Raw genomic sequence first — 14225 nt, forward strand, 5'->3', positions numbered from 1 at the left:
ATTTCTTTTTTATAACGCAATCATCCTAAAATATTGTGGGGCATTTTATTCATCATTGCTATATTTTTTGCATCCAGATTTTTTTATGAAAAAGAAAATAGGAAAGAAACAGTCTTACTCCCTCTTCCAGGGAAAGGATAAAATACACCGCTGGAATCGGTAATTTCAGGACAAAAGCAGAGATAAGACCAAGCGGTACACCAAATCCCCAGGTTCCGATCAAATCAATTCCCAACACATAATTGGTTTTTCCACCACTTCGTAAAATTCCACCGCCTAAAATCATATTCTGCACCTTAATCGGGCATACAATTGCAAACACAATCAGAAGCTGATAGCAAATCTGACGTACTTCGGGTTCGACATTATAAATATTGGTGTACTGCTTTCCCGCCAAAAGCAATACAACCGACAGTACCACAGATGCCAGAAAACCATACCGCATTAACTTTTTAGAATCTTTATAAGCCTGCTCGTACTCCTGATTTCCAAGTGACTTACCAACCATAATACCTGCGGCCTTTGCAAGACCGGATAACGCACCGACCATCAGACACTGGATTGGCGAAGTCATTGTCATCGCCGCACACTGCTTTGTTCCAATGTTTCCATAAATTCCAGAGTAAATATTTTCCCCAAGGCTCCACATAAATTCACATGCCAATAGTGGCAGCAAAATTTTTGCATAGGAAAGATACTCTGCCTTTTGAAAATGAAGGTCAAATGCAAGCCGTATATTCTTTTTTCTAAGCATAAAAAACAGAAAAATATAGGTAAGAATACATCCTAGAATCTGGGAGATTACGCTTGCAATTGCAGCCCCTGTCACACCGAGTTCCGGGAATCCAAATTTTCCAAAAATAAGGACATAGTTGAGTGCCGTATTACAAATCAGTGATGTAATACTTGCAATCAACGGAAATACCGCTGCTTCCATACAACATAACATGGTCTCTGCCATTCCTGCCAACGCTGCCGGGAAAAATGACCACGCATAAATTCTTAAATAGGTTTCTCCAATCTCTCTTGTCGCAAGATCCTTTGTATAACAGCTTAAGATTGGCTGTGTAAAACCAAGCGATATCGCTGTAAAGAAAAAGGCAATTAACATGGCGACTAAGAAGTTGACCCAAAAACTTCTTTGTATCTTTTTTTCCTTTTTCTGTCCGATATACTGGGAAATCATGATTGCTGCGGCTGCCGTAACGGCTCCTAGTACCACTCCGTGGATGGATGCAAATTTTCCACCTAATCCGATACCAGAAATACTTTCACTGCCAAGCTGTCCAATCATGACCTGGTCTACAATGCTAAACGACGCTTTTAGCATACATTGAACCGTAACCGGAAGTGCAATCTTAAGAATACTATCTAAAAAAGAATTTTTTGTCATGCTGCCCTTCTCCTCTTCTTTTTCTTCGATACCATTATATTCTTATTTCTATTGCAATTCTCACTTAAAAATCTTATAATACTAACACAAAACTATTATTTTAAGGAGTCGTAATCGAATGAAACACACAGCACAGCCTCATCCGGACAAGGAACCTGTCATTCTTCCGGACGGGCAGGAGGTAAAAACACATGGAAGTGCCACCATCCCCTTTGCGGTTTACCGTGGCGTTATCCCAGATTTCATGCCTTCCTATCCGCTTCATTATCACGAAGAAATCGAGTTTATCTACTGTGTTTCGGGCAGTGGCATCATCAGCGTGGACGGCACTGACTGCCTCATTTCACCAAAAGAAATCGCCGTCATTTTGCCGAACCAGATTCATTCCATCACATCTGTAAACGAACCCTTTGAGTATTATAATGTTCTGTTTCGCTTTTCGATGTTAGAGCAGGAACAGGAGGATAATTTTATCTATCAGGAATACTTTGCACCGTTTGCAAACGGAAGCGAATCCGTTTTTCCTTTGCAAAAGAAAGACAGCCCTTCGTGTGTCGAAATGACAATGCACCTTCTCCCGCTTATCCGTGAACAAAACAATGTTACCATTTTAACAATCAAATCACATCTTTTTGCATTGATGGCAAGCTTATGTGAGATTGCGGTTCCATCCGCACAACACGCCACCTACAACGAAAAGGCACGTACTTTTTTAAGAACGGTGATTCCCTACATCAATACACACTTTTGTGAACAGATTCCGATTTCTGACATCAGCACGCTCTGCGGTTACAGCGAAAGTCACTTCATGAAACTGTTCCGGGACTTGACCGGCACAAGTTTTTCGCAATATCTGATTCATTTTCGCCTGGAAAAAGCCGCATATCTGTTGCGGACAACCCAAAAATCGGTTCTTGAAATCGCAACCCTATGCGGCTTTTCTAATGCATCCTACTTTACAAGGGCCTTTCTAAAACAATATCATAAAAAGCCCTCTGACTATCGGAAATTTTATTAAATTTCGAATCGGTCCATAATCTGAACCATGGTCTGAACCTGTGCGGTCTGCTCCTGGCTGACTGCCGCAGTTTCCTCCGATGCCGCAGAGTTGTTGTCGACAATCTCTGCCACACGCATGATGCTCTCATCAATCTTTTTGATACCCTCGGCTTCTTTTTGTAAGGAGTCTGCCATGTCAATCATCTTTTCCGTTGCATCCTTGGCACCCACCATGACCTCACTCATATTGGCAACTGCTTCGTCTGCGATTACAATGCCTTTTTCAACGGCCTCGATGGTGTCCTCAATCAGTTTTGTGGTCTCACCAGCCGCCCGTGTCGACTGTTCTGCAAGATCTTTTACCTGCTCGGCAACAACTGCAAATCCTCTTCCTGCCTCTCCTGCTCTTGCAGCTTCAATGGATGCATTTAGTGATAAGAGATTCGTCTGGCTTGCAATATCTTCAATGGTTCCGATAATGGTTTTAATCTCCTCGGAACGACGGCTGATTTCGCCGATTGCCTCTTTTAACTCCTGCATCTTGCTGTTGTTCTCCAGCAATACATTGCCGGCCTGCTGTGAAATCTGTGCTGTAACCTGTGCCTCCTTAGTCTTTTCTTCCATTCTCTTTGCAATCTGATCCACCATCTCAGACACCTCAGAAACTTTACCGGACTGTACCGTACATCCTTCCGCCAAATCAGTCGCAGCCTGCGCCAACTGTTCTGAACCAGCATCAATCTCTTTGGATGCATCCTGAATTGTCGATAAAGCACTCTTTGTACTCTCGATAATCTGATGCATGGAATCCTTGATTGCAACAAACTCACCCACATATGCTTCTTTTAATTCTACCTGATAATTTCCTTTTGCCATCAAATCTAATACATGGGAAAGCTCCGATATCATCTTTGTGAAATTATCGTTCATGAAAAGGATTGCGCCAACCATCTTACCAACTTCCGAATCGTCCGGCTGTAAATCCATCTTATTTTCAAAACGTCCCTGTGCAAGTTCTTCCATCTGTTCCGAAACTTTTACAATTGGAAGCAGCAGTTCTTTTCTGGAAAAATTGATTGCGTATGCAATTCCTTTTACAATCAAAACAAAGGACACCACAAAAATCAACATACTCACAATCATTAAAATCCCCAAAACCGTCTGTCTGTTTGCCATTCTGTCCTGAATGTCGCTGATGCACTGATTGGTCGTCGAATTGATTTCCTGTACAGTCTGCTCGTAGGAATCTCCAAATACGAGTGCTGTTGCGCCCTCTGTATCGCCGTTAGAAGCCTTCTCACAGGCTTCCTCCTCAATCGGTACAAGCCCGTTTGAAAGTTCTGCAATGTGTTCCAGTTCTGCCCATTCACTATCTTTTAAGCCACATTTCTTTAGTCCTTCCCATGCGATGTCACGGTTCTTATCTTCATTCAGTTCCTTTAGATAGGCATCGTAATAGCTTTGATCTCCCGTTACACAATAAGACTGGACTTCCGAGGTTAATGTCTTGGAACCCAGACGGTACTGGTCTAAATAATTGGTACTTCTTAACTGCTTCTTCGCATCAAGGTTCAATGTGATGTTAAATGCCATAAAAAGAACCAGACAACCAATTCCAATTCCCACAATTGTATAGATTGCCTTTACAATTTTGCGCATTGAAGCCGCCTGCCCCGTTTGTCTTTGCTCCCATTGTTCCGCTTCCTGTTGTTTTTTCTTTTTCATCATACACTCTCCTTCTGTAAAACCCGTAATGTTTCTAATTTTTATTATAACATTTGTTTTTTAGAAAAAAGTGTCTACACGAAAACGAACCGATTTTTGCAAGAAACGGTTTATTTTGCCATCGCCATTTTTAGCATCTCATTTGCGATATTTAATGCATGGTCTCCAATACGCTCAAAATCCGTCAGCATCTCGGAAAATAAGATACTGCCGTCATCCGAACATTCCCCGGCATGAATGCGCTGATACATATTATCCCGGTACTGTATGGTCATATCATCCATCTTTTGCTCCATGCAGGCAATTTTTTCATGCCAGGAAACATAATCCGCCGGTTTCTCTAACAGACTCACCAGTATATTTGCGCATATTTGCTGCATCTGATCCAGCTCTCCATATGCATGTCCTGAAAATGAAATTCCTTTTTCGTCAATAATATGAGAGTACTCCGCAATATTGACCGAATGGTCACTGATACGCTCAATATTGCTTGTAATCGTAAAAAGTGCATTAAATACCTGGCTTCCTGCCTTTGAAGTTTCAAACGGCAAGACGGATGTAATATATTTTGAGATTTCCCTATTCAGATAATCGATATATGCCTCTCTCTCCTCCACATCTTTTGACTTTTCCTTATCTCCCAAAGCAACAGCGTCAAATGCATCACGCACGTTTTCCATTGCCATATTCATCATACGCACAAGTTCTTTTTTGATACTCTCCATGCAGACAACGGATATCCCGTGTTTTTCTGAGTTAATGCGCTTTACATCCAAAAGATACTGCACATGCATTCCCTCTTTTTCTTCTTCCCCTTTTGGCTCTTTTAAAATCAGTGTCGCAAGTTTTCCAAGCCAGGTTCCAAACGGTAAAAGAAGCAAGGTTGTAACCACATTAAACATCGTATGAAGGTTTGCAATCTGCGCCGGTGCATTTTTAGGTGTCCATCCCTCGACCATGGAAATGATTGGTGTTGTAAGACAAAGAATCGTAAAGACCACTGTACCAAACACGTTAAACATAATGTGAATAATGGTTGTCCGCTTTGCATTTCTGCTTGTTCCAATAGATGCAAGGAATGCGGTGATACAGGTACCGATATTTTGTCCAAACAGAACAAACGCCGCGCTCTTTAAGCCAATCACGCCACTTCCCGCAAGTGTTTGTAAGATACCGACTGATGCAGATGACGACTGAATCAACGCAGTAAAAACCGTTCCCGCAAGAATTCCTAACAGGGGATTTTCAAACTTTGTTAAAATACTGACAAACTTTTCTGAGTCCGCAAGCGGCGCCATTGCAGTTCCCATCATATCCATTCCGATGAAAAGCACACCTAATCCGGCTAAAATTTCACCGACATATTTTATTTTTTCTTTTTTGGAAAAAATAACCGCCGCCACGCCCAAAAAGGCAATGAACGGAGCAAACGCTCCGATATTAAGTGCAATCAGCTGACCGGTTATCGTAGTGCCTATGTTTGCACCCATAATAATCCAGATTGCCTGATTTAACGTCATCATCCCGGAATTTACAAATCCAACCACCATAACGGTCGTGGCAGACGATGACTGGATAATCGCTGTAATCACTGCTCCCACTAAAACTCCGACAAAGCGGTTTGCCGTTAATTTTTCTAAAATAAGCTTCATCTTGTCTCCGGCAGACGCCTCTAACCCAGTACTCATCATCTGCATCCCATACAGGAATAACGCCAGTCCACCCAGCAATCCCATTGCATATGTAACATTCATCTTTTTTTATCCTCTCAACTCAATTTTTTGCATGCAAAATAAGCCTAACAAACTTAGGCAAGGCAGAGTTTTAGAGTCGTTTTTTTCCGTCTGAATCATGGATATAATTTGTAACAAGTGTTGTCCTGGATGAAAGGGAAAGGCAGATATCTGCTCTTCCAGGAAAGTGATTTGCATTTTTCAGGGTGAAACTCTTCTGACACAAATAAAAAAAGTTCAGTCTCACGTCCTGTTTTTCTCTTAGAATATGACCTTCCGACTGGATCAATCCAAGTGACCCGTTCCCCTCAAGCATCTCTAAGGTGCACCTTTGTGCATCCGGGGTACGAAGGCTTTTAGAGGAAAGAACATCCTCTGTTATGGAAAAAGGAGCATTCTGTGCATACACAGTCCATGCATCTTCTTTAAAATTTTCAAAGCAGAATCCTGAAATAAAAAGGAACATCATCAGGAAAAAACATATTAATTTCTTAGCTCTGTTACGCACGCTGCTCTCCTTACATCTTACGTCATTGAGTTCATTCTCTCACCATTTTTCTAATTTGGCAAGGGATGTTTTTATTTCCTTTCCTCTTCTGACACATTGAATCAGAAAAGTTGGCACAATCGCAAGTACCACAACTGCAATTATTTGTGAAATTTTTAACGGTGCAACCAGAAACAGTTTTTGCAAAAACGGAACCATTAAAACAAGCGTAAGCAACATGGTTCCAAGACCAAAAGCTGCCAGGCTCCACTTGTTGCTCGTCAGTTTCATCTGTACAACAGAGGAACTTCTCCTGCAGTTAAATCCGTGAAAAAGTCTTGCCAATGTCAGCGTTGAAAATGCCATTGTGCTTGCAGTTGCCGCATCTGTTGCGTGTCCAAAATAGTATGCCCCCTGCGTCACAACTGCAATAAGGGCTCCATAAATCAGTAACCGGGCACAAAACTCTTTTGTCAGAATTCCCTTTTTCACATCTCTTGGCTTTTCTTTTTGCAGCCTTTCATCGGCTGGCTCCATTCCAATTGCAAGCGCCGGCAGGGAGTCTGTAAGCAGATTGATAAACAGTAAATGCACCGGCTCAAACGGCGTATCTAACGCCATAATGGAACAATAAAGCACCACAAGTATCGCCGCCATATTCCCGGAAAGCAAAAACTGGATGGCATTTTGGATATTCCGGTAAATGTTACGCCCGTTTAAAACCGCCTTAAGGATAGTTGCAAAATTATCATCTGCGAGAATCATGGATGCGGCATCTTTGGCGACTTCCGTTCCTGTGATTCCCATTGCAACGCCAATATCTGCTTTTTTTAAGGCCGGTGCATCGTTTACCCCATCCCCTGTCATTGCTACAAGATTTCCTCGCTTTTGCCAGGACGACACAATCCTGATTTTATTCTCCGGCGATACCCTCGCATACACCGATATCTGACTCAGCTTTTGTTCCAGCTCCTTTTCTTCCATGGAATCTAGTTCCTGTCCGGTTAAGGCAATATCTCCCTCCCGGTAAATTCCAATCTGTTTTGCTATTGCTGTTGCTGTAACCTTGTGGTCTCCGGTTATCATAATCGTCCTGATTCCGGCACCCTTTGCATCCTCCACTGCTTGCCCTGACTCCTCCCTTGGCGGATCCATCATCGCTGCTAGTCCAACGAAAATGTAGTCTCGCTCGCCTTCCACCGTAAGTGTCTCATCCTTTTGACATTCCCGATAAGCAAAGGCAAGAACACGCAATCCCTTTTGGGAAAAAATAAGGTTTTGTTTTTGGATTTCCATACGTTTTGACTCTGTCAGGGGCTGAACACCTTCACACGTCGCAATCCACTTTGTGCGTTCTAGCAACACATCCACAGCACCTTTGGTAAACACGGTCGGAATCCCATGGACAAGGTATTTTGTGCTCATCCGCTTTCGAACTGAATCAAACGGGATTTCCTCCATGCGCGGCATCAGCTCCCGGATGGTCTCCTCCGTAATTCCCGCTTTTTCAAGCCCGGCTCTCCTTGCCATATCCAAAAGGCATGTTTCGGTCGGGTCTCCAATCTCTTTTTGATTTTCGATGGAGGAATCATTATTTAAAATAGCAATATATAAAAAATATCGGTGAAGCTGCAAGGACAAATCCATCTGCTCCGGTACCATGCATTTTCCATCCAGATAGAGTTCTGTCACCGTCATCTTATTCTGTGTCAGCGTTCCTGTTTTGTCCGAGCAGATAACGGAAACACTTCCTAAACTTTCAACCGCTTTTAAATCCTTGATAATCGCATTATCTCCGGCCATCTTCCAGGTTCCCATTGCCTGCACAATCGTTACAATCGAGCTTAGCGCCTCTGGGATTGCAGCCACCGCTAATGCAACTGCAAACATCAAAGAATCTAACACCGGCTGTTTTTGCATGATACGAAGCAAGAATACAACTACGCTTGTCATTATAATTGCGATTGACAGTTTTTTACTAAAATCATCCAGGCTAACCTGGAGCGGTGTTTTTTTCTCCCTTGTATCATTTAATAATGCTGCAATTTTTCCGACCTCGGTATCCATTCCGGTGGCAGTAACTAACACCTTTGCCCTTCCATAGGTGACCAGGCTTCCAGAGAATACCATATTGCGGCGGTCTCCTAATGCGCAATCTTTAAGAATATCCTCCTGACTTTTTTCTACGTTGGTCGATTCCCCGGTCAGAGAACTTTCATTCACCTGCAGGGAGTAATTTTCAAGAATGCGTCCGTCTGCCACCACCATGTCGCCCGCCTCTAACAAAATCACGTCACCCGGTACAATATCTTTTGAAGCAACCTCTTTTTTCACGCCATCCCGAAGGACTTTTGCCTTCGGCGCAGACAACTCTTTTAACGCATCCAACGATTTTTGGGCTTTGACATATTGCACCGTTCCAAGTATTGCATTTAAAAGAATCACCGCAAGAATGACAATCGTGCTTTCTGCATTTCCTGCCACCATAGAAATCACCGCAGAAACTAAAAGAATGATTACCAGCAAATCCGTAAACTGCCCTAGGAAAATCTGCCATGCTTTTTTTTGTTTCTTTTCCTGTAACAGGTTTTCTCCGTATTTTTCTATCAAATGGTTTGCCTTTTCTGACGAAAGTCCAGCAGCGTTACCGTACTCTTGTTGTAACTCTTGTCTTGATAATTTGTAAGCTTCTTTCATGGGATGCCTCTCCTTTTCCTGTTTTAACGCAAAAAAACAAGACCTTTTGTGTACCAAAAATGTACACAAAAAGTCTTGTTTAACGGTTCGTTACTTAACTTCCGGTCTCATAGACGTCCTGACGAAAGCTAAGACATGCCATGCATGCAACTACTCCCTTTTTGCTAAATTTAACGTTATCAGATTCTCTTTGAAAAGTCAACTATGATAGCGATAAACTTTTGCTTCGTAAGGGCGTAACAAACTGCTTTCATTCTGCGCATAGTTTGCAATTAATAACTCTGCATCCTCCGGTATTTGGGAAAGAATCTCTTCCGGTAAGTTTACATAATTCTCTGTGAAATTACAGAGCACCATAAGCTGTTCCTCTCCTAAGGTTCTGGTATAGATGAAAAGTTCTTCGTTTTCCGGCTCTAACAGCTCATAATCGCCGTACACGATAATCTCATTTTCGTGGCGGAGTTTAATCAGCTTCTGGTAATAATGGAATACGGAATCCGGGTTGTTTAACTGCTCTTTTGCATTTACCTTCGGATAGTTGGAATTTACCTGAATCCACGGTGTTCCTGTGGTAAATCCTGCATTTTTGCTGTCATCCCACTGCATTGGAGTTCTGGCATTGTCACGGCTGATATTTTTTAAATATCCCATCATCTCCTCATGGGAAACACCACAGTTCTTGGTCAAATCGTTGTAAGCATTGATACTTTCAATATCACGGTAATCCTCTAATTTTTCAAAATAAGCGTTGCACATCCCAAGTTCTTCTCCCTGGTAAACGTAAGGTGTTCCCTGCATCATGTGAATACAGGTTGCCAACATCTTTGCGGAAGTCTCACGATATGTGTCGCTGTCATTGCCATATCTGGAAACGGAACGCGGCTGGTCATGGTTAGAAAGGAATAAACTGTTCCATGCTTTATCTTCAAGACCGGTCTGCCATTTGGAAAGGATAGCTTTCCACTCCACAAGTGGCATTTTATGTTCATCCCATTTTCCAAAACGGGAATGCTGGCTGCTTCCGCCACCGGTATGCTCAAACTGGAATACCATGTTAAGCTCGCTGCCATCGGCATTTGCGTATTTTTTCGCTTCTTCTAGCGTAACACCTGCGGCTTCCCCAACGGTAATCAGGTCATACTTGGAAAGTACTTTCTGATTCATTTCCTGCAAATACTCATGCACGTGAGGTCCGTTTGCGCAATCACTGTCTCCGTAGCCGTTTTCTCCGGCTTTTCCATCCGGGAGTCCCGGTTTTTTGGAAATCAGGCTGATGACATCCATACGGAATCCGTCGATTCCTTTTTCACACCACCAGTTCATCATGTCAAACACGTGCTCACGCACCACTGGATTGTCCCAGTTTAAATCCGGCTGCTTTGGCGAGAACAAATGTAAGAAATACATATCGGTCTGTGGATCGTATTTCCAGGCAGAACCGCTGAAAATGGAGCCCCAGTTATTTGGCTCTTTTCCATTCTCTTTTCCCTTTCTCCAGATATAAAAATCACGGTATGGATTGTCCACACTCTTACGGCTCTCGATGAACCATGCGTGTTCATCGGATGTGTGGTTGACAACAAGATCCATCATGATTTTGATGCCAAGCTCATGCGCTCTCGCAAGCATGCGGTCAAAATCTTCCATCGTTCCAAACTCTGTCATGATTGCCTGATAATCGCTGATGTCGTATCCGTTATCGTCATTCGGTGACTGGTACACCGGCGAAAGCCAGATGACATCAATCCCTAATTCTTTTAAATAATCTAATTTTTCTGTAATACCATTGATATCACCGATTCCATCTCCGTTGGAATCCATGAAACTTCTAGGATAAATCTGATATACGACGGATTCTTTCCACCATGTCTTTTTCACGCTAAATACCTCGCTTTCTTTTCTACAACTTTTCTACGATATTCATGGTTCGGATTTTAGTGTTAAAAAATTGACGAAAGTTTTGTGAGTGGTAAATGACACATAAACGAAGCTAATTTTGTGACTTTGGGAGAACATTAGAAAATCTTAGTATGCCTGTCACAACTCAGTGATGTTCTGCCAAGGATGGCAGAACAAGGCTTCACGAGCCACGGATGGCTCGTTGAACGCCGTTCACGTCATTTTTAGATACTTTTATAAGGCATACTTAGACTTTTCTTATGTTCGGACAACAGAACAAAATGGATTCGGTTATGTGTCATTTACCAGTAAGAAAATATAAATCAATTTTTTAACACTAAAATCCGAAACTGTACTTTTTCTAAAGAAACAGTAGCATAAGAATCGAGGAAAAGTCAAAGGTTATGCGCATAACCATGAATGTGACGAAAACCGTGGCATTTTTTTGTTATATTTATACAATGCGTCGGACGGACTCGCGTTCTACCAGTTTGACGGGAAGCGTCCATGGATTGCTTGTATCGTTTCTTTTCAGTACGTTCTTTTTTACTTTTTCTAACATTACGGAATCTGCGTCAGCATTTTCGTTTGAATTTGGCTTTCGATTTGCATTTTGTTTCTGATTTTGCCGCTCCAATTTTCGTTTTTCCTGCAGATAGAGAAGCGCTTCTACTGCCATCTTGGCTTTCTTTCCCATGTTCTGGCTCATGGTGGTGAGCTTTGGTCTTGCAAGCTTGGCATAGAGCAGGTCATCGAATCCTGCAATCGAGATGTCCTGTGGAATGCGAATTCCTTTGCTTTGTAAAAAAGAACTGACTTCTAAGGCATAAAAATCGGACGCGACAAACAGCGCTGTATAGTTTTGTAAGTCCGGGAAGAACTGCTCCATCTGCAGTTCCCGCACGGATTCACTCGGAGAAAACAGGAAGTGATCTGTTTCAGAAATAGAGATTCCCGCTTCGTCCATCGCTTGTTTTAGTCCCATCCAGCGGTGATGGTCGACGGTGTCATCATTATCGGCTAACATTGCGATTTTCCGGTGCCCCTGCGCAATCAGATATTTTCCCATCTGATAACCGCCGCCGAAATCATCTGTCGATATATTGATGACATCGGACTGGTTTTCGATGTAGGAATCAATGGAAACGATTCCTCTGGAATATTTTTCACTTAAACTGTTTAATTCGTCTGCCGACATATTACAGACAATCAGGCCTTCTAAATTCCAGGCAATTGCCTGACGAATCATTTCTTCTTCCGACTGCTGGGCAATCAGATACATATAGCAGCCATGCTGGCGGATTTCGTATTCAAGATTTCCCAGAAAAGCACTGTAATACGGGTCTTCTAACGCAATCTTCATGCCGTCTTTGTGCGGAATCACAACACCTATCATGTTAGACGTCGTCTGCGCTAACATCATCGCCGTATGGTTTCGCACATATCCCATCTCATCGAGTGCCTTTTTTATTTTTTCACGGACTTCTTTGGAAACCCGCTGTTCTTTTCCATTGATGACATTGGAAACCGTCGCAGTGCTGACACCGACATAATCTGCGACATCTTTAATTCGAACCATGTTTTTTCTCCATATAGCCTTTTATGATTTCAAGTCCATCTAACGGAGCACAGAATTTCTGATTGTGTTTTTTTGTTTCTGATATTACTTCTTCGAGTGGGAACCATTCTACACCGTCAAGCTCTTCTTTTTGCAGAACAAGCTTATCGATGTCAACCGGTTTGGTATAAGCAAAAACAAATGCAATCTCGTTGTCTTTGAACATTTTTTCATAGAATTTCTTTTCATACTGGATTACAAAACTACAAATGTAATTCAAATCTTCTGGTTTTGCGGCAATTCCAAGCTCTTCTTTCAATTCACGAAGCGCAGACTCTCTTGGTTCATCCCCTGCCTGGATATGCCCTGCCGATGAGGTATCAAATCTGCCTGGAAAAGAATCCTTTTTTGCAGCTCTTCTTTGCATCAAAACCTCCACTCCCGCCTCTGTTTCTCTGGCAATCCAGATATGCGCCGTACGGTGTCGGATGCCTTTTTCATGTGCAAGCGTCCGCTCCACAATTTCACCGGTCGGTTGTCCGTTCTCGTCTACAACATCAAATAATTCCATTTTTTCTACCTCGTCTTTCTCTATTTTCTTCTTTCTGTATCTTTTTTAATATTTTATATTGTATTCTGTATACAATCTGCTTTTTACTCGAAGTGTTCCCTGATATACTCAAAATACGGCTTGCGGTTTACTTCCTTTTCATGTCCCACATACCACTCAAACGCCTCTTTTAGTCCTTCCTGTAACGACATCGTCTCTGGCATCAGTTCCTCTTGTTTTGCAACATCTAACACATATTCATAATCATAAAAGCTAAAATAGCTGCGCTGTTCCATTTCGTCATAAACCTCCACAAAATCCGGTGTTTTTCCAGCACAAGCGTAGCACATCGTAACCCAGTCCTTGATGCTTACCGTTTCCTTATTTCCTACGTTAAAAATATGACAATCCGGCTTTTGCTCTATCAAAATGGAAAAGAAACGACATAAATCTCTCACATGAAAAAACTGCAGCTGCATCGAACCATCTTTCGGGAGATAGAATGCTCTGTTTTTTAATGCGCACTCAAACACAAATGCCTCACGATAGACGTTGTTCATCGCGCCGTACAGGTACGGTGGGCGTACGATGTATGCATTTTTGTCTGCTAAAAGAAGTTTTTTTTCTGCGGCAATCTTATCAGTTCCATACTGTCCCCAAAATTTATTTTGTCCAAGTTTTTCGTTCTCTTTGAATGGCTGCTGTCCGGTCTCTTTATAAACGGCGCTGGAACTTACCAAAAGATACTGCCCATAAGAACCCAGTCCCTTTAAAAGTGCCGTCACATCTTTTTCGTTGTAAGCAGTAATGTCGGCTACAACATCAAAATAAGTCTGTTTCAGTTCGTCTTTTAACGCATGACGATCTGCCTCAATCAACGTTACCCCTTCTACCTGCGGCTTCGTATTTCTGTTTAATACATAGACGTCATACCCTTGCTCCTTAAAATAAATTGCAACATATTTACTTACAAATGTAGTTCCACCTGTGACTAAAATCTTTTTCATGCGAATACCATTCCTTTCCATAACCCACAAATTCTAACTTTGCATTTCCCGTTCCACTACAAATGTAATTAATATGCAACTGCTTGTCAACCAAAAACACAATGTGGTATGATGTGAATAAATATGCATGACTGTATCGATACAGCTTATCATTATACATATCAAATTTTTATGCCA

Annotated in this window: 9 protein-coding genes; 1 reads left to right on the top strand and 8 read right to left on the bottom strand. The window is 42.1% G+C overall.

The window, feature by feature from the left end; translation table 11 throughout:
- Window positions 1–58: 58 nt before the first annotated feature.
- Window positions 59–1393 (bottom strand): MATE family efflux transporter, encoded by a 1335-nt coding sequence (locus BIV16_RS15300; RefSeq protein ID WP_075681063.1) that lies wholly within the window; start codon window positions 1391–1393, stop codon window positions 59–61.
- 118 nt (window positions 1394–1511) lie between these two features.
- Between BIV16_RS15300 and BIV16_RS15305 the strand changes: the two genes are divergently transcribed.
- Complete coding sequence (locus BIV16_RS15305; protein WP_075681065.1) at window positions 1512–2411, top strand: AraC family transcriptional regulator; 900 nt, start codon at window positions 1512–1514, stop codon at window positions 2409–2411.
- Here the strand turns inward: BIV16_RS15305 and BIV16_RS15310 are convergent.
- The 7 genes from BIV16_RS15310 to BIV16_RS15340 form a co-directional block, all read right to left on the bottom strand.
- Entirely contained in the window at window positions 2408–4120 is a 1713-nt protein-coding gene (locus BIV16_RS15310) for a methyl-accepting chemotaxis protein (protein ID WP_242940396.1), read from the bottom strand. The two genes, BIV16_RS15305 and BIV16_RS15310, sit on opposite strands and share 4 nt — an antisense overlap.
- 107 nt (window positions 4121–4227) lie before the next feature.
- Window positions 4228–5871, bottom strand: a complete 1644-nt coding sequence (locus BIV16_RS15315; RefSeq protein ID WP_075681069.1) for a Na/Pi cotransporter family protein — start codon at window positions 5869–5871, stop codon at window positions 4228–4230.
- A gap of 526 nt (window positions 5872–6397) precedes the next feature.
- Window positions 6398–9034: a cation-translocating P-type ATPase gene (locus BIV16_RS15320; RefSeq protein WP_075681073.1), complete on the bottom strand. Its 2637-nt coding sequence runs from the start codon at window positions 9032–9034 to the stop codon at window positions 6398–6400.
- A gap of 198 nt (window positions 9035–9232) precedes the next feature.
- Window positions 9233–10912: an alpha-glucosidase gene (locus tag BIV16_RS15325; RefSeq protein WP_075681075.1), complete on the bottom strand. Its 1680-nt coding sequence runs from the start codon at window positions 10910–10912 to the stop codon at window positions 9233–9235.
- A gap of 475 nt (window positions 10913–11387) precedes the next feature.
- A complete protein-coding gene (locus tag BIV16_RS15330) occupies window positions 11388–12512 on the bottom strand; it encodes a LacI family DNA-binding transcriptional regulator (protein WP_075681077.1) in 1125 nt (374 codons plus the stop codon).
- Window positions 12499–13062 carry an NUDIX hydrolase gene (locus BIV16_RS15335; RefSeq protein WP_330546497.1) on the bottom strand — a complete coding sequence of 188 codons (564 nt, stop codon included), beginning with the start codon at window positions 13060–13062 and terminating at the stop codon, window positions 12499–12501. The genes BIV16_RS15330 and BIV16_RS15335 overlap by 14 nt, the downstream gene beginning before the upstream one ends.
- A gap of 83 nt (window positions 13063–13145) precedes the next feature.
- Complete coding sequence (locus BIV16_RS15340) at window positions 13146–14048, bottom strand: NAD-dependent epimerase/dehydratase family protein (protein WP_075681079.1); 903 nt, start codon at window positions 14046–14048, stop codon at window positions 13146–13148.
- Window positions 14049–14225: the final 177 nt, after the last annotated feature.

This window comes from Roseburia sp. 831b (assembly GCF_001940165.2).
Taxonomy (GTDB): domain Bacteria; phylum Bacillota; class Clostridia; order Lachnospirales; family Lachnospiraceae; genus Roseburia.